Origin of the sequence: Luteimonas aestuarii, from assembly GCF_004357985.1 — a bacterium.
Classification (GTDB): domain Bacteria; phylum Pseudomonadota; class Gammaproteobacteria; order Xanthomonadales; family Xanthomonadaceae; genus Luteimonas; species Luteimonas aestuarii.
Genome location: NZ_SMTF01000011.1, coordinates 1 through 21,268, shown reverse-complemented (window position 1 = coordinate 21,268; position 21,268 = coordinate 1). Strand labels below are relative to the sequence as shown.

General features: G+C 67.1%; 15 protein-coding genes, 1 pseudogene and 1 riboswitch. Of the genes and pseudogenes, 4 read left to right on the top strand and 12 right to left on the bottom strand.

Features of this window, described 5'->3' with window-relative positions; genetic code table 11:
- Window positions 1-19 precede the first annotated feature (19 nt).
- The 4 genes from E2F46_RS12475 to ilvC all read right to left on the bottom strand — a co-directional run bounded on the left by E2F46_RS12475 (window position 20) and on the right by ilvC (window position 4,040).
- Window positions 20-922, bottom strand: a complete 903-nt coding sequence (locus E2F46_RS12475) for an aminotransferase class IV (protein WP_133322539.1) — start codon at window positions 920-922, stop codon at window positions 20-22.
- A 124-nt stretch (window positions 923-1,046) separates the two neighbouring features.
- Window positions 1,047-1,283: an ACT domain-containing protein gene (locus tag E2F46_RS12470; RefSeq protein WP_133322537.1), complete on the bottom strand. Its 237-nt coding sequence runs from the start codon at window positions 1,281-1,283 to the stop codon at window positions 1,047-1,049.
- Window positions 1,267-3,036, bottom strand: a complete 1,770-nt coding sequence (gene ilvG / locus E2F46_RS12465) for an acetolactate synthase 2 catalytic subunit (RefSeq protein ID WP_133322535.1) — start codon at window positions 3,034-3,036, stop codon at window positions 1,267-1,269. The genes E2F46_RS12470 and ilvG overlap by 17 nt, the downstream gene beginning before the upstream one ends.
- A complete protein-coding gene (gene ilvC / locus E2F46_RS12460) occupies window positions 3,036-4,040 on the bottom strand; it encodes a ketol-acid reductoisomerase (RefSeq protein WP_133322533.1) in 1,005 nt (334 codons plus the stop codon). Before ilvC ends, ilvG begins: the two co-directional genes overlap by 1 nt.
- A gap of 389 nt (window positions 4,041-4,429) precedes the next feature.
- Here ilvC and ilvD point away from each other — a divergent pair, with 389 nt between their 5' ends.
- Entirely contained in the window at window positions 4,430-6,271 is a 1,842-nt protein-coding gene (gene ilvD, locus E2F46_RS12455; RefSeq protein ID WP_133322530.1) for a dihydroxy-acid dehydratase, read from the top strand.
- Window positions 6,261-7,175: a phosphate/phosphite/phosphonate ABC transporter substrate-binding protein gene (locus E2F46_RS12450; RefSeq protein WP_165967464.1), complete on the top strand. Its 915-nt coding sequence runs from the start codon at window positions 6,261-6,263 to the stop codon at window positions 7,173-7,175. Before ilvD ends, E2F46_RS12450 begins: the two co-directional genes overlap by 11 nt.
- Here the strand turns inward: E2F46_RS12450 and thrC are convergent.
- The 3 genes from thrC to thrA form a co-directional block, all read right to left on the bottom strand.
- Window positions 7,139-8,428, bottom strand: a complete 1,290-nt coding sequence (gene thrC, locus E2F46_RS12445; protein ID WP_133322526.1) for a threonine synthase — start codon at window positions 8,426-8,428, stop codon at window positions 7,139-7,141. The two genes, E2F46_RS12450 and thrC, sit on opposite strands and share 37 nt — an antisense overlap.
- A gap of 127 nt (window positions 8,429-8,555) precedes the next feature.
- Window positions 8,556-9,497 (bottom strand): homoserine kinase, encoded by a 942-nt coding sequence (locus E2F46_RS12440; RefSeq protein ID WP_133322524.1) that lies wholly within the window; start codon window positions 9,495-9,497, stop codon window positions 8,556-8,558.
- The gene (thrA, locus tag E2F46_RS12435; RefSeq protein WP_133322522.1) at window positions 9,494-11,989 is read right to left on the bottom strand and encodes a bifunctional aspartate kinase/homoserine dehydrogenase I; all 2,496 of its coding nucleotides are present in this window, start codon (window positions 11,987-11,989) and stop codon (window positions 9,494-9,496) included. The genes E2F46_RS12440 and thrA overlap by 4 nt, the downstream gene beginning before the upstream one ends.
- Before the next feature lie 282 nt (window positions 11,990-12,271).
- Window positions 12,272-12,367: riboswitch (TPP riboswitch) on the top strand.
- Between the two features lie 136 nt (window positions 12,368-12,503).
- Between thrA and thiC the strand changes: the two genes are divergently transcribed.
- The gene (thiC, locus tag E2F46_RS12430; protein ID WP_133322520.1) at window positions 12,504-14,390 is read left to right on the top strand and encodes a phosphomethylpyrimidine synthase ThiC; all 1,887 of its coding nucleotides are present in this window, start codon (window positions 12,504-12,506) and stop codon (window positions 14,388-14,390) included.
- Between the two features lie 125 nt (window positions 14,391-14,515).
- Window positions 14,516-15,112, top strand: a complete 597-nt coding sequence (locus tag E2F46_RS12425; protein ID WP_133322518.1) for a DUF4136 domain-containing protein — start codon at window positions 14,516-14,518, stop codon at window positions 15,110-15,112.
- A 76-nt stretch (window positions 15,113-15,188) separates the two neighbouring features.
- On the opposite strand, the gene ppa is transcribed toward E2F46_RS12425, so the two are convergent.
- The 5 genes and pseudogenes from ppa to E2F46_RS12400 all read right to left on the bottom strand — a co-directional run.
- The gene (gene ppa, locus E2F46_RS12420; RefSeq protein WP_133322516.1) at window positions 15,189-15,737 is read right to left on the bottom strand and encodes an inorganic diphosphatase; all 549 of its coding nucleotides are present in this window, start codon (window positions 15,735-15,737) and stop codon (window positions 15,189-15,191) included.
- Window positions 15,738-15,913: 176 nt separating this feature from the next.
- Window positions 15,914-17,968: a sodium-translocating pyrophosphatase gene (locus E2F46_RS12415; RefSeq protein ID WP_133322514.1), complete on the bottom strand. Its 2,055-nt coding sequence runs from the start codon at window positions 17,966-17,968 to the stop codon at window positions 15,914-15,916.
- Window positions 17,969-18,103: 135 nt separating this feature from the next.
- Window positions 18,104-19,864, bottom strand: a complete 1,761-nt coding sequence (locus E2F46_RS12410; RefSeq protein ID WP_165967463.1) for a peptidoglycan-binding domain-containing protein — start codon at window positions 19,862-19,864, stop codon at window positions 18,104-18,106.
- Window positions 19,865-19,941: 77 nt separating this feature from the next.
- Entirely contained in the window at window positions 19,942-20,985 is a 1,044-nt protein-coding gene (locus E2F46_RS12405; RefSeq protein ID WP_133322510.1) for a hypothetical protein, read from the bottom strand.
- Window positions 20,986-21,085: 100 nt separating this feature from the next.
- Window positions 21,086-21,268 (bottom strand): annotated as a pseudogene (locus E2F46_RS12400) (type IV secretory system conjugative DNA transfer family protein); the annotation flags it as partial.

Below are 21,268 nucleotides of genomic sequence, written 5' to 3'. Positions count from 1 at the left end.
CTGGCTACGGCAGGGTCCATCAGACCGCCGTCAACCAGTGACGGTACGACGCTTCCTGTCCGCGCACGACGCGCGCGTACAGCACCTGCAACTCGCGCGTCACCGGGTTGTCGGCATAGCTGCGGTCCTCGATCCGGGACACCGGCGCCACTTCGGCCGCGGTGCCGCAGGCGAATACCTCGTCGGCCTCCAGCAGTTCGGCCAGGGTGACCGTGCGCGATTGCGCGCCGGTGAGCTGCAGCAGGGTGTCGCGGGTAATGCCGGGCATGGCATCGCGATGCTCGACCGCGGTGACGGTGCCGTCCTTGACCATGAATACGTTGGCGCCCGTGCACTCCACGACATTGCCGTCGCGGTCGGTGAACAGGGCCTCGTCGAAACCGCGCGACTTGGCCTCGCGCTTGGCGAGGATGGAATTGACGTAGGCGCCGCACAGCTTCAGCGGTGGCAGCGAATCGGCGGGGTTGCGCCGCCACTTGCCCACGCCCAGCCGCGCACGGGTGCCGTTGAGGTGCACCTGGGTGGCGGTGGTGGCGACCATCAGGTGCGGGGTGTGGCCCTCGACGTCCAGGCCGAAACCACCTTCGCCGAACCACGCCAGCGGACGGATGTAGGCATCGCGATGGTGGTTGGCGCGCAGCGTGGCCATCACCGCTTCGGTGGTCTGTTCCACGTCGAACGGCAGGCCGAACATCTCCGCGCCCTTGCGCATGCGCTCGAGGTGTTCGGGCAGGCGGAACACGGCGGCGCCGTCGTCCGTGGCGTAGGCGCGCACGCCTTCGAACACGCCGCTGCCGTAGTGCATGGCATGCGTGGTCAGGCCGGCCTGCGGCGCGTCGCCGTCGATCAATGCGCCATCGAACCAGACCTGTGGCTTCGGTGCGTGTGCGGCGTCCGAGATGGGGGTGACGGTGGCGGTCATGCGGGGTCCGGTGGTCGTAGGGCGGGCCCTGGCCCGCCAACATGGGGCTGCGGAAACCAGGAGTGGCGGGGCATTGCTTGCCAATGCAGGGGCGTGAATCGGTGATGGCGGGCCAGGGCCCGCCCTACGGACATGGCTGCACCTGCACGGCCAGGCAGTCGTAGAGTTTCGCGAGCTGCTGCTGCAGCGAGTCGTCGGAGCGATCGCCCTCGACGGTCATCCGCAGGTGCCAGCGGTCGCCGTCGGGCTGGGCTTCGCCATCGACCGACAGCGGGGTGAAGCCGCGGCGTTCGGCGGTGCCGAGCACGCGCGACAGCGCGCCTTCCGCGCGCCTGAGCGTGAGGTCAAGCTGGTAGCGCATTGGTGGTTTCCTCGGAGTCCGACGTGGGGGAGGGGGGCGTCGCGCCGACGGGTTCGCCGACGTCCAGCGAGCCGGCGTCGTCGGGATCGAGCATCTGTGCGTTGTTGTGGTTCGGGGGCACCAGCGGCCAGACGTTCGCGGCGGTGTCGATGGCCACGTGCAGCAGCGCCGGGCCGTCCGTGGCCAGCAGCGCGGCCAGCGCATCCTCGACGTCGACGGCCTGGTCCACGTGCAGCGCCTGGATGCCGAACGCGCGCGCGACCTCGGCGAAGTCCGGGTTGTCGGACAGGTCAATCTCGGAATAGCGTTTCTCGAAGAACAGTTCCTGCCACTGCCGCACCATGCCCAGCGCGGAGTTGTCCAGCAGCACGATCTTGACCGGCAGTCGGTAGCGGCGCAGCGTCGCCAGCTCCTGGATGTTCATCATGAACGAGCCATCGCCGCTGACGCAGACCACGCGCGCGTCCAGGTCTTCCAGTTGCGCACCGATGGCGGCCGGCAGACCGAAGCCCATTGCGCCGAGCGCGCCGCTGGTCAGGTGCTGCCGCGGCTGGTGGAAGCGCCAGTGCTGCGCGACCCACATCTGGTGCTGGCCGACGTCACAGGACACGATGGCATCCGGCGCCAGCTCACTCATGCGCTTGAGCAGGGCCGGTGCGTAGACCTTGTCGCCCGGCGCGTCGTAGCGTGCCGCGTGCTTGCGCGTGCGCTGCGCGCATATGTCGCGCCATGCGCTGCGGGCAGCGCCATTGCGTCCGGCGTTCTGCGCCGCCAGCGGTGCGGCCAGGCGGCCCAGGCTGGTCGACAGGTTGCCCGGCACCGCGGCCTCGACCGCGCGCAGCTTGCCGATCTCGCAGGCGTCGGCATCGATGTGCACCACACGTGCGTTGGGCGCGAACTCGGCCAGCTTGCCGGTGGCGCGGTCGTCGAAACGCGCGCCCACCACGATCAGCAGGTCGCATTCCTGCACCGCCATGTTGGCGGCGCGGCTGCCATGCATGCCCAGCATGCCGAGGTTGCACGGATGCATCGGCGGCAATGCGCCCAAGGCCTTCAGCGTCAGCACGGTGGGAAACTGCGCCAGGTCGATGAACTCGCGGAACGCATCCACCGCATCGCCCAGCACCACGCCGCCGCCGGCATAGACCACCGGCTTCTGCGCCTGCGAGATCACCGCCGCGGCTTCATGCAGCGAATGGTCCGGTGCGCACGGCACCGCATCGATCGGCAACGACACGTGCACGGGCAGGTGGGTGGCATCGCCCAGTTGCACATCCTTGGGCAGGTCGACCAGCACCGGGCCGGGACGGCCCTCGCGCGCGATGCGGAAGGCTTCGGCCAGCATCCAGCGCAGGTCGTCGACGTTGCGCGGCAGGAAGCTGTGCTTGACGATCGGCATGGTCATGCCGAACACGTCCAGTTCCTGGAACGCGTCGGTGCCCATCAGCGGCGTGGCGACCTGGCCGGTGATCACCACCATCGGCACCGAGTCGAGCATCGCATCGGCGATGCCGGTCACCAGGTTCGACGCGCCGGGGCCGGAGGTCGCGACGCACACGCCGACGCGACCGCTGGCGCGCGCATAGCCGTTCGCGGCGAAGGCGGCGCCCTGCTCGTGGCGGACCAGTACGTGTTTCAGCGACGCGCCATGCAGCGCGTCGTAGAACGGCATGATCGCGCCACCGGGATAGCCGAAGATCGTGTCGACCCCCTCGGCCTCCAGTGCCTGCACCAGCCAGCGCGCGCCGTTCATCACGCAGCCTCTTTCCGCGCAGCCGGCTGCGTCTCGGTCTGGCCCTGCAACCACACCATCTTCTCGCGCAGCTGCCGGCCGACCTGTTCGATCGGGTGGTCCTTGTCGGCCTGCTGGAACTTCCTGTAGTTGGGCAGGCCGGCGTCGTACTCGGCCTGCCAGTTGCGGGTGAAGGTGCCGTCCTGGATGTCCTTCAGCACGTCCTTCATGCGCGCCTTGACGCTGGCGTCGATCACGCGCGGGCCGCTGACGAAATCGCCGTACTGCGCGGTTTCCGAGACGAATTCCAGCATCCGGGTGATGCCGCCTTCGTAGAACAGGTCGACGATCAGCTTCAGCTCGTGCAGCACTTCGTAGTAGGCGATTTCCGGCTGGTAGCCGGCTTCCACCAGGGTTTCGAAGCCGGCCTGCACCAGCGACGACGCGCCGCCGCACAGCACCGCCTGCTCGCCGAACAGGTCGGTCTCGGTCTCTTCCTTGAAGGTGGTCTTGATGACGTTCGCGCGCGCGCCGCCCAGGCCCGCGGCGTACGCCAGCGCGTACTGCTCGGCCCTGCCGCTCCTGTCCTGGTGCACGGCATAGATGCAGGGCACGCCGCGGCCGATTTCGTACTCACGGCGCACCAGCGCGCCCGGGCCCTTGGGCGCGACCAGGACCACGTCCAGGTCGTCGCGCGGCTGGATCATGTCGAAATGCACGTTCAGCCCGTGCGCGAACAGCAGCACCGCGCCTTGCTTGAGGTTGGGCGCCAGCACGTCGGCATAGAGCTGCTTCTGCACCATGTCGGGCGTGAGCACCGCGACCAGGTCGGCCTCCTTGACCGCCTCGGCCGGGGCCTTGACGGTGAAGCCGTCGGCCTTGGCCTTGACCTCGGTGGGGCCGCCCGGGCGCAGGCCGATGGTCACGTCGAAGCCGGAATCGCGCAGGTTGAGGGCGTGCGCGCGGCCCTGGCTGCCGTAGCCGACGACGGCGATGGCGGGACGGGGAAGGCTCTGCTCGGTCATGTCGGGGGTCTCTGCAATGGAAGGGGATGGAGCGGTTCGGATGCGTCCGGCCAACAAAAAACCCCGCACCTTGCGGTGCGGGGTTTGCGATGTCGGCCTTGTTTCTGTCTTACGCGCCGGATCGTCCCGCACCAGTAGGCGAGGTAATAAGGACGAGTACGAGGATCGACGCCGCGCTGGCGTGCGCGTCGCGGGGATCGTTCGTGGCGGGCGTGTGGCGTTGCAGCATTGGGCGAAACTAAACCCTGTGATTCAATCGTGTCAAGCGATCATCGAAATTAATTCCTTCGACTTTGGTTGCGCCAGAAATCGTTGCAACTGAAACATCGGAAACTGCCCAGAATCCCCGGCGTTTTCGATCATTCCCGCTCATTCCAGACAGCCCCCGCATGCCCGAGTATCGCTCCCGAACGTCCACCCATGGCCGCAACATGGCCGGTGCCCGCGCGCTGTGGCGCGCCACCGGCATGCAGGATGGCGACTTCCACAAGCCCATCATCGCCATTGCCAACTCCTTCACCCAGTTCGTGCCGGGGCACGTGCACCTGAAGGACCTGGGGCAACTGGTGGCGCGCGAGATCGAACGCGTGGGCGGCGTGGCCAAGGAGTTCGACACCATCGCCGTGGACGACGGCATCGCGATGGGCCACGACGGCATGCTGTATTCGCTGCCCAGCCGCGAGATCATCGCCGATTCGGTGGAGTACATGGTCAATGCGCACTGCGCCGACGCGCTGGTGTGCATCTCCAACTGCGACAAGATCACGCCGGGCATGCTGATGGCGGCGCTGCGGCTCGACATCCCCGTGGTGTTCGTGTCGGGCGGGCCGATGGAGGCGGGCAAGACTGCGCTGGCCGAGCACAAGCTCGACCTCGTCGATGCCATGGTGATCGCGGCCGACCCCGATGCCTCCGACGAGCAGGTCGCCGCGATCGAACGCAGCGCCTGCCCCACCTGCGGCTCCTGCAGCGGCATGTTCACGGCCAACTCGATGAATTGCCTGACCGAGGCGCTGGGGCTGTCGCTGCCCGGCAACGGCACCGTGCTGGCGACCCATGCCGATCGCGAACAGCTGTTCCTGCGCGCCGGCCGCACCGTCGTCGAGCTGTGCCATCGCTGGTACGGCGCGGAGGACCCGACCGCCCTGCCGCGTGGCATCGCCACCTTCGAGGCGTTCGAGAACGCGATGACGCTGGACATCGCCATGGGCGGCTCCACCAACACCATCCTGCACCTGCTGGCCGCGGCGCAGGAAGCGGAGGTGCCGTTCACCCTGCGCGACATCGACCGGCTGTCGCGGAGGGTGCCGCAGCTGTGCAAGGTGGCGCCGAACACGCAGAAGTACCACATCGAGGACGTGCACCGTGCCGGCGGCATCATGGCCATCCTCGGCGAACTGGCGCGCGGTGGCTTGTTGCATACCGACGTGCCCACTGTGCACGCGAAGACCCTGGGCGAGGCGATTGCGCGCTGGGATATCGCAACGGTCGATGACGATGCTGTGGAGGCGTTCTACAAGGCCGGGCCGGCCGGCATTCCCACCCAGGTCGCCTTCAGCCAGGCCACGCGCTGGCCATCGCTGGACGCGGATCGTGCCGACGGCTGCATCCGCAGCGTCGAACATGCGTACTCGCAGGAGGGCGGCCTCGCCGTGCTGACCGGCAATATCGCGCCGGACGGCTGCGTGGTGAAGACCGCCGGCGTGGACGAATCGATCCACGTGTTCGAAGGCAACGCGCGCGTGTTCGAAAGCCAGGATGCGGCGGTGGCCGGCATCCTCGGCGACGACGTCAAGCCGGGCGACGTGGTGGTGATCCGCTACGAAGGGCCGAAGGGCGGGCCGGGCATGCAGGAGATGCTGTATCCCACGTCGTACCTGAAATCGAAAGGGCTGGGGAAGCAGTGCGCACTGCTCACCGACGGCCGTTTCTCCGGGGGCACCTCGGGCCTGTCGATCGGCCACGCGTCGCCGGAAGCGGCGGCGGGTGGCGCGATTGGCCTGGTGCACGATGGCGATCGCATCCGCATCGACATCCCCGCGCGGTCGATCGCGCTGCTGGTTTCCGATGAAGAACTCGCGTCGCGCCGCGCGGCACGGGACGCGGCCGGGTGGAGGCCTGCGCAGTCGCGCCCGCGCAAGGTGACCACGGCGTTGAAGGCGTATGCACTGCTGGCCACCAGTGCCGACAAGGGTGCGGTGCGCGACAAGGCGTTGCTGGATGCGATCTGACGCCAGCGCGACGTGGCTGCTGGTCGCCGCGCTGGCGCTGGGATGCCTCGCACCGGTCCGCCCCGCCAGCGCCGGCGAACTGCGTCCCTTGATCGTGGCGACCTATGCGTATCCCGGGCGCGATCGCGCGGCGGCGATCCAGCCGCTGGCCGATTACCTCGCGCGGCTCGGCGGGCGATCTGCGGAAGTACGGCTGTTCGATTCGCCATCGGCGCTGGTCGAAGCCATGCGCAGTGGGGAGGCGGACATCGCCGTCCCCAACCTGCATGGCTTCCTGCAGGCGCGGCAGTGGCCGGAGCAGCTCGCGCCGCTGCCTGTTCCCGAGGTGCCATCCGTGCAGGCGGATCGCTATCGCGCCGTGATCGTGGCGCGCGATGGCATCGATTCCCTCGATGCCCTGCGTCGCGAGGCGCCCCGCCTTGCGCTGGTGATGGTGGGGCGCGATTCGGCGTCCGGCGGTTTCGTGCCCGCGCGAGGATTGCGGGACATGGGATTGGACCCGGCGACGGGATTCGCGTCGCTCGCCTACGCCGGATCGCATGCCGCGGCGCTGCAGGTGGTCGAAGCCGGCGAGGCCGATGTCGCGGCGCTGGCCTCCGACGTGCACGACCGCTCGCGCCCCGAAGGCCTGGGCGTGCTGTGGCGATCCGGGCCGATTCCGCCCGGTCCCTTGCTGTGCCGTGTTGCCCATGACGTGCCGTGCGCCCGCATCGCCGACTGGCTGCTGCAGTCGCACGCGCAGGACGCCGCGGTGATGGCGGGACTGCGCGACGGCTGGCCGGAGTTTGGCGATGCCGATCGGTTTCGCCAGGCGGACGTGGCCGGGCTCGACCTGCTGCGTGCCGCGATCGATGGATCGACGGCAGGTCAGCCGGAGACCAGGACCTCGCGGAGCGCGCCGTAATCGTCCGCCAGCGGGAATGACTGCGCGGGCGACGCCAGCGATGCCGCGAGCGCAGGCGGCGGTTCCACGGCATGGCCGACCAGCGGTTCGACGATGGTCTCGAACTTCGCCGGATGCGCGGTCGCCACGACGGCCCAGGGGCGGGCGTCGCCGCGCACGCGCAGGTCTTCGAGCAGCTTCAGTCCCGTCGCGGTGTGCGGACAGGCGACGATGCCGTGGCGTGTGGGCGCGGTGCGGATCGTTTCGCGGATGGTGGCGTCATCGACCGACTGCGCGATGAAGCCGGCTCGGAGCGCGGCATCGCTGTCATGCCAGTGGCGCAGGCGTTCGAAGTTGCTGGGTGCGCCGACATCCATCGCATTGGCCAGCGTGGCGCGCGTCGGTTGCGCGTCGTAATCCGCACCGGTGAAATAGCGCGGCAGGGTATCGTTGGCGTTGCACGCAAGACGGATCTCCCCCACGGGCGCGCCCATCGCACGCGCCACGAATGCGGCGCAGGCATTGCCGAGGTTGCCGGTGGGCACGATGACGTTCAGTGGCTCGCCATGCGCGGCATGGAACCGCGAGGCGGCATGCGCGTAGTACGCCGCCTGCGGCAGCAAGCGGCCCAGGCTGATGCTGTTGGCGGAGCCGAGCGACACTTCGATGCGCAGCGCTTCATCCGACAACGCCTGCTTGGCGAGCCGCTGGCAGTCGTCGAAGCTGCCCTCGACATGGAAGGCACGCACGTTGTCGCCCCAGCAGCCGAGGCCATGCGCCTGGCGTGGCGACACCTTGCCGTCGGGGTAGAGGATCACCACCTTGAAGCCGTCGCGACGATGGAAGGCCGAGGCCACGGCGGCGCCGGTATCGCCCGAGGTGGCGACGAGGATGGTGGTGGGTGGCGCGCCCGGCACGCGCAGCGCATCGAGCGAACCGGCGAGGAAGCGCGCCGCGTAATCCTTGAAGGCCGCGGTGGGTCCGTGGAAAAGCTCGAGCAGGTGGTCGCCCCTGCCGTGCAGCCCGCGCAACGGCGCATCGAACGAGAACGCGGTGGCGCAGATCGCCTCGAGCCTCCCTCGGATCGACGAGCCGTCGAAGTACGGTGACAGTGTGTGCAGCGCGGTCTCGGCCAGGGATGCCGCTGGCGCCCGGAAATCAACGCACGGGAACGCTTCCGGGACATACAGGCCGCCATCGGGCGCGAGGCCGGCGACCAGTGCGGCATCGATGTCGGTGGGAGCGGCGTTACCCCGGGTGCTGGCGAATCGCATGGTTGTGCTGGACTCCTGTCGTGAATCTGGACCCGTCTCCCGCAAGCGGCAGAAGGTGCCCCGAAGGGGCGGATGAGGGTGCTTTTGCCTGGACGGCTTCGCCGTGCGTTCTCCCCGTGGAGGCGGGTCACGTCGCTTCGGTGGACAACTCCGCGCGCGGGGCATTCACCGGCGTGACGTACGCGCGCGCCTCGAATCCGGCATCGACGAAGCCCGCGCGCATCGCTGGCGCGGCCGTCTCGGCCGCCGCCCTGGATGCGAACCACGCGAACACGCTTGGGCCACCGCCGGAAATGCTGGCGCCCAGTGCGTCGTGGCCGAGCGCGGCCTGCTTCACCTGCGCGAAGCCGGGAATGAGTGGCGCGCGACGGGGCTCGACCAGCACGTCGTGCAGGCCGGCGCGGATCAGGTCGGCATCGCCATGCTGCAGGCCCAGCAGGAACTGCGCGAGGTGCGCGGTGTGCTCGACCACGGTGTGCAGGGGATAGGGTTCGGCCAGCGCTGCACGCGAGCGCCGCGTTTCCAGCACCTGGTCGGGATGCACCACCACCGCGTGCAGCCAGTCGGGCGCTGCCAGGGCGAGCATGCGTTCGGACGTAGCCATCGCCACGCCGCCGAGCAGCATCGGCGCGACGTTGTCGCCGTGGCGGCTGCCGCTGGACACCGATTCGCCGTCCAGCGCGAAGTCGTACAGCGCCTCGCGCGCGAGTGGCGTGTCGAGCAATGCATTCGCCGCGACCAGCGCCGCGACACAGGAAGCCGCCGAGCCGCCCAGCCCGGAGCCGAGCGGAATGCCCTTTTCCAGTGCCACCGCGAACCCGAACGGCAGGTCGAGCGCTTCGCGCAGCGACATCAACGCACGTCCCGCCGTATTCGATGGCGCATCGAGTGGCAGCCTGTCCACGCCGGCCACGTCGCCGCGGATCGCATCGATGCGCACCACGGGTTCTTCGATGCGGGTGACGCGTGCGACATCGCGCGGGCCGTCGATGGCATGGCCCAGCAGGTCGAAGCCGACCCCGATGTTGCCGACGCTGGCGGGCGCGAAGGCGCGGACGCTGCGACTCATGCGTAGCGGCCCTCCGACGAACCCAGCGCATTGGCAATCGCGAGCACGTCGCCGAACACGCCGGCCGCCGTCACGTCCGGGCCGGCACCCGGGCCCTGCACGACCAGCGGATTGCTGGCATAGCGATCGGTGGTGAACTGCACCAGGTTGTCGGTCAGGCGGGTGTGCCGGCATGCGTGCTCGGCCGGCAGCGCGACCACGCCGACGGTCGCCTTGCCGTCGCGGGTGAGCCGGGCCAGGTGGCGCAGGCCAAGCCCCTTCGATTGCGCCTCGCGCAGGCGCGCATCCATCGGCGCGTCGAGTTCGTCGAGGCGCGCGAGGAATTCCTCCACGCCCACGTCCTGCAGCGCCTCCGGCACCAGGCTTTCCACGTCCACGTCCTCCAGCGACAGTTGCAACCCGGCCTCGCGCGCCAGGATCACCAGCTTGCGGGCCACGTCCAGCCCCGACAGGTCGTCGCGCGGGTCGGGCTCGGTGTAGCCCAGGCCTCGCGCTTCGCGCACCAGTTCGGAGAACGGACGGCTGCCATCGTAACTGTTGAACAACCAGGCCAGCGTGCCCGAGAGCATGCCGTCCACCGCGTGCAGGGTATCGCCGGTGTCGATCAGGTTGCGCAGGGTCAGGATCACCGGCAGGCCTGCGCCGACAGTGGCCTCGTAGCCGAACTTCGCGCCGCTGTGGCGCTGGGCCTCGCGCAGCGCGCTGTAGCGCGTCCACGCGCCGCTGCCGGCATGCTTGTTGGGCGTGACCACGTGGATGCCGGCCGCGATCCATCCGGGGTACTTCTGCGCGGTCGCGTCACTGGCGCTGCAGTCGATGATCAGTGCATGCGGGATGTGCCCGGCGCGGACGTGCGCGGCGAAGGCGTCGAGGTCGAGGGGTTCCCCGCCTTCCGGGTGCAATCGCGCGATGGCATCGCCCGGTTCGATCGCGAAATGGTCCAGCGCCATGCGTTTGCTGTTGGCGATGGCGCGCAGGCGCAGGTCGACCTGCGAGCGCGACCGCAGTCCCGGCAGTACCGCGGCCAGTTGCGCCAGCAGGGTACGGCCGACGTTTCCGGGGCCGATCATGCCCACCGACACCGTCTGCGGCGACAGCCAGAACGCCGAATGCGCGGCGCGCAGCGCCCGCGTGGCATCGGTCTCGGCAATGGCGACGGAGATGTTGCGTTCGCTGGCGCCCTGCGCGATCGCGCGGATGTTCACCCGTGCCTGTGCCAGCGCACCGAACAGGCGCGCGGCCACGCCGGGGAAGCCGACCATGCCGTCGCCCACCGCCGCCAGCACGGCGATGTCCGGCGTCACCTCGACCGCCTGCGTGCGGCCATCGGCGAACGCGTCGGCGAAGGCCTGCTCGACCGCCGCGCGCGCCGGTTCGACCTGGCTGGCGCGGACCACGCAGCAGATCGAATGCTCGGACGAGCCCTGCGAGATCATCGTTACCGACACGCCGGCACCATGCAGCGCCGCGAACAGTTTCTCCGCCGTGCCAGGCACGCCGACCATGCCGTTGCCCACCAGTTCCAGCACCGCCATGTCGCGGACGATGGTCAGCCCCTTGACCGGCGACAGTTCCGCATCGCCCTCGGGGTTCTCCGGCAGGATCCAGGTGCCCGGCACCGACGGATCGAGCGTGTTGCGGATGCGCAGCGGGATGCCGCGCGCCTGCACCGGTGCCATCGTCTGCGGGTGCAGCACCTTGGCGCCGAAGTAGGCCAGCTCCCAGGCCTCGGCGTAGGACATCGTGGGCAGCACGGTGGCGTCGGGCACCAGCCGCGGATCGGCGGACAGCACGCCATCCACGTCGGTCCAGATGGTCAGCTCATCGGCATCGAACAGATGGGCGAGGATGGCCGCGGAGTAGTCGCTGCCGTTGCGGCCCAGCGTGGTGTCGTTGCCGTCACGCCCGCGCGCGATGAAGCCGGTGGCCACGATGCGCTGCGGGGGGTGCGTGGCGCGCCAGGCCGCCAGCTTCGTGCGCGATGCCTCCCATTCCACGCCCACGCCCATCTCGCCCGGATGCACCACCAGCACGTCGCGTGCGTCGAGGCGTGCCCAGCCATCGCCCAGTGCGGCCTGCACCAGCCGCGACGAGGCGATTTCGCCCAGCCCGTGCACGCGCGCGATGCGCGCGTCACCGGCATCGCCGGCCGTCAGTGCTTCCAGGTCCTCGCGCAGCGCATCGAAATCCGCGACCAGCGCATCGTGCAGAGCGGCGTTGTCGGCAGCGATGGCGGCGGCCGCGTCGAGATGCCGAGCGCGCAGCGCCTGCCACGCCGCGCGCCAGTCGCCCTTGGCAACGGCCTCGTCGGCCATCGCCACCAGCGCGTTGGTGGTGCCGTGCATCGCCGACACCACGACCAACGTGGACGCGGCGCCATCGGCCACCAGTGGCGGCAGCGACAGGATCCGAGTGGCGTCGGCGAGGCTGCTGCCGCCGAATTTGTGGACGTGGCGGACAAGGTGTTCGGAAGCGGGTGGCGCGGACGGCATGGGGTGGGAGCTCCGGTTGGGCTCCGCGTCCGGTCCGAGGGGAAGCCAGCGCTCCCACCCGGGTCGGGTGCGGAGCGGCGTGGTCATGGATCAGTCGTGCACGCGCGTCCGCACCCCGGGGCCGGTGGTACCGGTACCAGTGGTAATCGCGATCGCGAGGGGGGTGATGGTGGCGTGCATGGGGCGACAGCAATACCGGACGATGATGCGGCGCGTCAACCGTTGCAATGGTGACTGTCCATCACCGACGGCAGCCTGCACGCCGACCGTGTGGTCTAATTCGCGGTGAAGCGGGGGTACCACCGGCCGGTGGTTGAGACAGTCCCTTCGAACCTGATCCGGTTGATACCGGCGTAGGGAAGCTTCGCAGGACGCGCCGTTCGCAACGCCAGCCCGGTTGGCCCGCACCGACGTCCATGCGCCTTCGCTTCGTTCGTGGCCCGCGAATCCCTCGCGGGCCGGGTGCCCATCCCGACGGCTTGTCCGCGCACGGGATGCAACGAGGACGATGCCGATGAACGCCATTCCCAAGCCCGCCGCCGACCTGCTGCAGCAGGCCGACCAGCTGTCCGCGTCCGTGACCCGGCCGATCCCCGGCTCGCGCAAGATCTTCGTCGAGGGATCGTCGCCGGACATCCGCGTGCCGATGCGCGAGATCGCGCTGACCCAGACGCCGACGATCTTCGGCGGCGAGGAGAACGCGCCGGTCACCGTGTACGACTGTTCCGGCCCGTACACCGACCCTGACGCGCGCATCGACCTGTCCGCCGGCCTTCCGCCGCTGCGTGCGCGCTGGATCGAGGCACGCGGCGACACCGAGCAATTGCCTGCCCTGAGTTCCGAGTTCGGCCGCTCGCGCGAGACCAACGGCAAGCTCGATGCGGTGCGCTTCCCCGGGCGCACCTTGCCGCGCCGCGCGAAGGCCGGCGCCAACGTCAGCCAGATGCACTATGCGCGCCGCGGCATCGTCACCCCGGAAATGGAGTTCGTGGCGATCCGCGAGAACCAGCGGCTCGACGCGGTGCGTGACGCCGGCCTGCTGGCGCAGCACCGCGGCGAGTCGTTCGGCGCGAGCATCCAGAAGGTCATCACGCCCGAGTTCGTGCGCGACGAGATCGCGCGCGGTCGCGCCATCCTGCCCAACAACATCAACCACCCGGAAAGCGAGCCGATGATCATCGGCCGCAATTTCCTCACCAAGATCAACGCCAACATCGGCAACAGCGCGGTGAGCTCCGGCATCGCCGAGGAGGTGGAGAAGCTGGTCTGGGCGATCCGCTGGGGCGGCGACACGGTGATGGACCTGTCCACCGGCAAGCACATCCACGAGACGCGCGAATGGATCATCCGCAACTCGCCGGTGCCGATCGGTACGGTCCCGATCTACCAGGCGCTGGAGAAGGTGGACGGCCGCGCCGAGGAACTGACCTGGGAGATCTTCCGCGACACCCTGGTCGAACAGGCCGAGCAGGGCGTGGACTACTTCACCATCCACGCCGGCGTGCTGCTGCGCCACGTGCCGCTGACCGCGAAGCGCGTGACCGGCATCGTCTCGCGCGGCGGTTCGATCATGGCCAAGTGGTGCCTCGCGCACCACAGGGAGAACTTCCTCTACACGCACTTCGAGGACATCTGCGAGATCATGAAGGCCTACGACGTGGCCTTCTCGCTGGGCGACGGCCTGCGCCCCGGATGCATTGCCGATGCCAACGACGCGGCGCAGTTCGGCGAGCTCGAAGCGCTTGGCGAACTGACGAAGATCGCGTGGAAGCACGACGTGCAGTGCATGATCGAAGGCCCCGGCCACGTGCCGATGCAGCTGATCAAGGAGAACATGGACAAGCAGCTCGCCGAATGCGGCGAAGCGCCGTTCTACACGCTGGGCCCGTTGACCACCGACATCGCGCCGGGCTACGACCACATCACCAGTGCGATCGGCGCAGCGATGATCGGCTGGTACGGCACCGCCATGCTCTGCTACGTCACCCCGAAGGAACACCTGGGCCTTCCCAACCGCGAGGACGTGCGCGACGGCATCATGGCCTACAAGATCGCCGCCCATGCCGCGGACCTGGCCAAGGGCCACCCCGGTGCGCAGGTGCGCGACAACGCATTGAGCAAGGCGCGCTTCGAGTTCCGCTGGGAAGACCAGTTCCACCTCGGGCTCGATCCGGAGAAGGCGAAGGAGTTCCATGACGAGACCCTGCCCAAGGATGCGCACAAGCTGGCGCACTTCTGTTCGATGTGCGGTCCGCACTTCTGCAGCATGAAGATCACCCAGGACGTGCGCGACTACGCCGCCGAGCACGGCGTTGACGAAGCCCAGGCGCTGCAGGCGGGCATGGCGGAGAAGTCCGCCGAGTTCCGCGAACTGGGGGCGGAGGTGTACCGGCCGGGCTGAACGGATCGGCGCCCTGCCTGAACCGTTCATCCCGCCGTTGCGTCCGTTTGACGCCTTGCGGCGTATGTTCAGTCGAGGGATCAGCGCCGCGCGCGACGATCCGGAATCCACAGGGAGACCCGAACATGTATACCCCGTCCCGCATCGTCGCCTGGTTCGCCGCTGCGTGCGCCGCCGTGCTGCTTGCCGGCTGCGCCACCGGTCCGCGCATCACCACCGAGGCCGACCCCGAAGCCGATTTCGCGCGGTACCGCACCTTCGCCTTCTATTCGCCGTTGGCCATCGAACGCGATGGCTACACCAGCGCCATGAGCGAACGCATGAAGGCCGCTGCCCGCACGCAGATGGAGTCGCGCGGCTATGTCTACAGCGAGTCCAGCCCGGATCTCTGGGTGAACATCAACGCCTACACCCAGCGCCGCACCGAAGTCAGCAGCATGCCGACGGTGGACTACGCCTACTACTACAGCTATCGCGCCAACCGCTACTTCGCGGTGCCGTACTGGCGTGATCGCACCGACGTGTATCGCTACACCGAGGGCACGATGAACGTCGACCTGGTGGACGCGGCGCGCAACCGGCTGGTATGGGAAGGCATTGCCGTAGGTCGGGTGACCAACACGCGTGATGTGGCTGCGCGCGATGCACGCATCGATTCGACCATGGCCGACATCTTCGCGCAGTACCCTTACCGCGCCGGCATGGTGCCGCCCGCGCGCTGAGCAAGGGCGCGTCGGCGGGAATGAAAAAGGCAGGCCGATGGCCTGCCTTTTTCTTGGGCTGCGGCGTAGGCCGCGCTCAGAACTTCGGCTTCTTTTCCTGGGCGACGTGGCGCTCCATGGCGTAGACGAGGATCTTCTTCGCTTCCTCGGCGCCGCCCCAGCCTTCCAGCTTCACCCACTTGCCCTTCTCGAGGTCCTTGTAGTGCTCGAAGAAGTGGCCGATGCGGTCGAGCCAGTGCTGGCTGACCTGGTCCACGTTCTCGACGTGCGCATAGCCCTGGAACACCTTGGTGACCGGCACGGCGAGGATCTTCTCGTCGCTGCCGGCCTCGTCGGTCATCTTCAGCACGCCGACCGGGCGGCAGCGGATCACCGAGCCGGGCACCAGCGGCAGCGGCAGCACCACCAGCACGTCGGCCGGGTCGCCGTCGCCGCACAAGGTGTGGGGCACATAGCCGTAGTTGCACGGGTAGCGCATCGGCGTGGACAGCACGCGGTCGACGAAGATCGCGCCGCTATCCTTGTCCACCTCGTACTTGACCGGCTCGGCATCCTTCGGGATTTCGATGATGACGTTGATCTCGTCCGGGGGGTTCTTGCCGGTGCTGACGTGGTCCAGGCCCATGGATGCGGTTCCGTGCGAGGCGGTCGTGCCGCCGGTGGAAAGGGAATCGCGCATTCTAGCCGGTTCGATGCTGCGTCGCAGCAGCATTGCCCGGGCGTCCCGCGGCGGTGCGGGAGGGCGAAAACGAAAGGCCGCCCGGGGGCGGCCTTCCTGGGAACGGCATGCCGAGGTGCCGTCTAGAGCAGGGGCACCAGCAACAGCGCGACGATGTTGATGATCTTGATCAGGGGGTTGATGGCCGGGCCCGCGGTGTCCTTGTAGGGATCGCCGACGGTGTCGCCGGTCACCGCGGCCTTGTGCGCCTCGGAACCCTTGCCGCCGAAATTGCCGTCCTCGATGTACTTCTTGGCGTTGTCCCAGGCACCGCCGCCGGTGGTCATCGAGATGGCCACGAACAGGCCCGTCACGATCGTGCCGATCAGCAATCCGCCCAGTGCCTTGATGCCTGCGCCGGGCCCCATCAGCCAGTTCATGCCGAACGCCACTACCACCGGCACCAGCACCGGCAGCAGCGACGGCACGATCATTTCCTTGATCGCCGACTTGGTCAGCATGTCCACCGCGCGGCTGTAGTCGGGCTTGCCGGTGCCCTCCATGATCCCCGGGATCTCGCGGAACTGGCGGCGCACTTCCTCCACCACGCTGCCGGCCGCGCGGCCGACCGCTTCCATCGCCATCGCGCCGAACAGATACGGGATCAGGCCGCCGATGAACAGGCCGATGATCACCGCCGGGTCGGACAGCTCGAAGCTGAAGACCATGCCGGGGTTGTTGGCTTCCAGGTTGTGGGTGAAGTCGGCGAACAGCACCAGTGCGGCGAGGGCCGCCGAACCGATCGCATAGCCCTTGGTCACCGCCTTGGTGGTGTTGCCCACCGCGTCCAGCGGGTCGGTGATGTTGCGCACTTCCGGCGGCAGTTCCGCCATCTCTGCGATGCCGCCGGCGTTGTCGGTGATCGGGCCGTAGGCATCCAGCGCCACGATCATCCCCGCCATCGACAGCATGGCCGTGGCGGCAATGGCGATGCCGTACAGGCCACCGAGCGTGTAGCAGGCCCAGATCGCCGCGCACACCGCGATCACCGGCATCGCGGTGGATTTCATCGAGACGCCGAGGCCGGCGATGATGTTGGTGCCGTGCCCGGTGGTGCTGGCCTGCGCCACGTGCTTCACCGGCGCGTACTGGGTGCCGGTGTAGTACTCGGTGATCCAGACGATGGCGCCGGTCAGCGCCAGGCCGATCAGCGCACACCAGTAGATGTTCATCGCACCGTGGATGTTGTCGCCCATCAGCTGCTGGGTGATCGGGTAGTAGGCGATGGCGGCCAGCACACCCGACACGATCACACCCTTGTACAGCGCGCCCATGATCGAACCGCCCGTCTTCACCTTGACGAAGAACGCGCCGATGATCGAGGCGATGATCGACGCGCCACCCAGCACCAGCGGATACAGCACGCCGTTGCTGCCCACTTCGGTCACCATCAGGTAGCCCAGCAGCATCGTGGCGATCACCGTGACCGCGTAGGTCTCGAACAGGTCGGCGGCCATGCCGGCGCAGTCGCCGACGTTGTCGCCCACGTTGTCGGCGATCACCGCCGGGTTGCGCGGGTCGTCCTCGGGGATGCCGGCTTCCACCTTGCCCACCAGGTCGGCGCCCACGTCGGCGCCCTTGGTGAAGATGCCGCCGCCCAGGCGCGCGAAGATCGAGATCAGCGACGAACCGAAGGCCACGCCCACCAGGGCATGCAGCACCTGCGACGTCGGCAGCATGAAATGCAGGTTCAGCACGGCCCAGTACCCGGCCACGCCCAGCAGGCCCAGGCCCACCACCAGCATGCCGGTGATCGCGCCGCCCTTGAAGGCGACATCCATCGCCGGGCCGATGCCGTTGCGTGCCGCCTCCGCCGTGCGCACGTTGGCGCGGACCGAGACGTTCATGCCGATGTAGCCGGCCAGCCCCGACAACACCGCGCCCAGCAGGAACCCGACCGCCGTGTACCAATCGAGGAAGACGCCCACCAGCACGCACAGGATGGCGCCGACGATCGAGATGGTCAGGTATTGCCGGTTGAGGTATGCACGTGCGCCTTCCTGGATCGCGCCTGCGATCTCCTGCATCCGTGCGTTGCCGGCGGGCTGCCGGTTGATCCATCGCGCTGCGATGATGCCGTAGACAATCGCCACCGCCGCACACACCAGCGACAGCGTCAAACCGTGTTGCTCGAGCATGAAATTCCTCCCCGGAAATGAATGCCAAGACCACCGATACGACCGGCGGACTATGGCATACCGTCGGCCGCCTGGGGAGCACGGTCTGCCCTGGCTTTTCGGATGACGCAGCGCACAACCCCTGTCGAGAAGGATTCAAACGCGAAGTTGGGGCGGGGTACCGGCGGAAGTGCATGCCCGGACGTAAGCGGTCAGCGCTGCATCACAGGCGTGTTCTATAGCTGGCGTTCGTACTGCGCTCGTTGCGCCGCCTGCTCCTGCGGCCCCTGATCGTGGCTCTCGACCCGCTGCAGGCTTTGCGCGATCGGTGGCGGCCGATCCGTGCCCAGCGCGACCGTCGCGCTGTCCCCGGGGCGTCCGATGAAGATCGCACGCTCGGCGTCGATGTCGATGGCCTTGAGATACCCCGGCTTGATGCCGTTCACGTGCAGGCTTGCGGATGCAGGTAGCGTTCGTTGTCGTGCTGTATCCGGTGTTTGCGCTGCGCGTGGACTGGCGGCATCGGCTGGATTTGTCATGGCCGGCTGCAGCTGGATTTGTCATGGCCGGCTGCAGGTTGTCGGCCAGATGCAGGCCCGGAGCATTGCCTTGCTCGCGCTGCAACGCGGCAAAGCGGCTCTGCGCGGCCAGCGCCTGCAACGTGTCCTTGTCGGCGATGCCGTTGATCTCGCGCCCGCTCCACAGCTGGAACTGTTCGACGGCGTCTTTCGTACGCTGGCCATAATGGCTATCCACCTTGAGAGGCTGGCCGTCGCGGTCGGTGGCACCCAGGGCGCGCAGTTGCTCCTGCAGGGTTGCGACATTCCGGCCGCGATCACCCGGCTGCAGGTCGGCAGTGGGTAGAAGTGGTAGCGTCTTTGCCGCTGCGGCGCTGCTGGGAGCAGCGGGCTCGTGTTGCTGGGCCGAAGGCGTGCGCGTCGCCTGTGGCGGCATCGGGGTCGCGGGTGCCGCCGCCGTCGCTGCTTCCATGCCACGTGCCCGCACCAGGAGGTCCGGCAGTGCGTTGCCCGATTGCGCGGCAGCGGGTTGCGCACGGTTGGGAGCCCCATTGCCGAAGCGCTGATCGATATCCTCGATCATGCGTTGGATGCGGCGTATCGGATCGCGGGCGTCAAGCGCGATTTCGGTTGCGGCCAGTACCCCGGCCGGAGTTTGTTGGCCGGGAAGGTCGCCGGGAAGACTGGTTTGCCGCTGGAACGCGGCAATGGCTTCGTTGGTGCGGCTGCCGGGGTCGCCACGCAAACCGTCGACCACGAGCGGCTCGCCACGGGCGTCGGTGATGCCGAGGGAGTTGAGGTTCTGTTGGATGCGCCCGATGGTGTTGTCCCGCGCCACGTCAACAGTTTCTAGGGCATACCTTTCATATCTCTGCATGTGTCTACCCATGACATCGTATGACTGTGCGACTGATTGGCTGCCATCGCCATACAAACTAGGGTTTCCCGCTATCACCTTACGAGACAAGACCGAGTCAACCCTCTGGCTGGGATTGCTCTTCAGCGCATTGAGAAACGTTGTGGCATCCCTATCCCCGAGGTTATGGAAGGCGTACACATTTGCATCGACGTCTGGCCCGCCTAGTCTCTTCCCCTTCTCGATATTCTCTTTAGTGAACTCGGCAAGCATGCCAGCTTGAAGCGTGCGATTGGATCGTATTTCTGGTGCATTCGTCTGCTCTCTTGTCATCTGAGAAGCATTCTCGACCCCATACTTTTCACCATGCCTCCGGACAACTTCATGCCATGTTCCATCTATGAACTGACCAAACCCGTGCGCCGACGATATCGCCATGGTTCCATCAAGCTGACGAATCCTGTTCAACGACGGATTTCTTGCGCTAACAGGCTTGGCGTCGGGGTTGAAACTCGAATCAAAGCCGGCAATTTTCGCTATCACGCCAGGGTCTACATCTGCCCTCACAGCAGCGTCGACTAGAATCTGCCTATTCTCGGTCCATCTGGCATCCCTGCTGCTCATTGTTTGGTGTCATTCAGCGAGTAAGTTCCTTCAGCGAGATCGAACTGGATGAGAAGCCTCTCCGTATGACCATTCTTCGATTTGACGACAATCACAGGAAACATCAGTGTTTCTGGGTTTGACTCATCCAACTGGATGTCGTAACGGGTGGTCTGGTCGTCTTCCTCTACCATCGGAATTCGGCTTACGTCTTCGAACCGACCGTTGCGTGGAGCAACTATGTTGTGAACAACTGAGGTGCTCCCCTGCCATGTTCCACCACTGGCAAACATCCATCCATAGTGGTTTTCTCCAAGTCTGACGAACTGGGCGTTCTTGCACCCGCAATCGCCAATGCTGCCGAACTCCATCTCGTTACTAGCAGATTCAAGCGACCATTGGCCATCCGACTCGATCTTTACCTCGAACGCCCCCATCAACCCTGCGGAACTGTGGCTATACCAGTATTCATCGTTGCCAGGAATGTTGGCCTCACTGTACGCCATAAAATACAATCTTCGATTGCCATCCACATCGACTACGTGAGGCTCACTCGGTTTCATGCAGTAGTTAGTGATATCGGAGTCTGCTGCGATCGTGTGTTTCCAGCATTGCAATTCAGGCTTAAAACTACTGCCATACTGGCGTTCCATAACCTGTCGAACGATCTCGTCAAATGAGGGTAGATCAGCCTCCTTGGCAGTGGCGGCGGATGCTGATTGATCAGCAATGACTTCGGCACCCCTTGCATCATGTGTTCGATCGCTTGCAAGATCACACCCGGACAATGTGCCGGCAACACTAATCACGGCTGCCGCTGCAGCGGCATGGGAAATTTTCATTTTTTCGTCCTCCACGCTTTCCGGCTCATGCGGCGGCCTGTCTTGTTGGATGTTCGGCTTACGCCTCGGCTCGCCCGGCAGTCCATCCAGCGGAAGCGGGCCAAGTTCCCGCTGTGTTCGTTCGTTGATGGCCCGCATGTCGCGCAACAGTTGGAGATCATGAAGGCGATCCTGCGCTTGTCTCCGCCAGTTGCTGTTGTCGTTGTGATCTTCGTTCATTCGCCACACTCCGTGCGCAGCATGGGTGTCAGGTAGCCCGCAAGGCCCGCGCTACGCCTTCATTCGAAGATATGCGTAGTTCAACCTTGCCTGCGCCTTCCAGCTCCAGTGGTTCGATCCCCACCTTCGGCATGAGCCGCCTGGTGAAGTAGCCATCCTTGTAGTACCGGATCTTGCGGCACAGCACCGGATGGGCCAGTCCCTCGTACAGGATCACCTGCTTCTCCGGCCCCATCGCCTTGAGCTCCTGCGGCAGCATCAGTGCGCGCTTCTCCAGCACCTC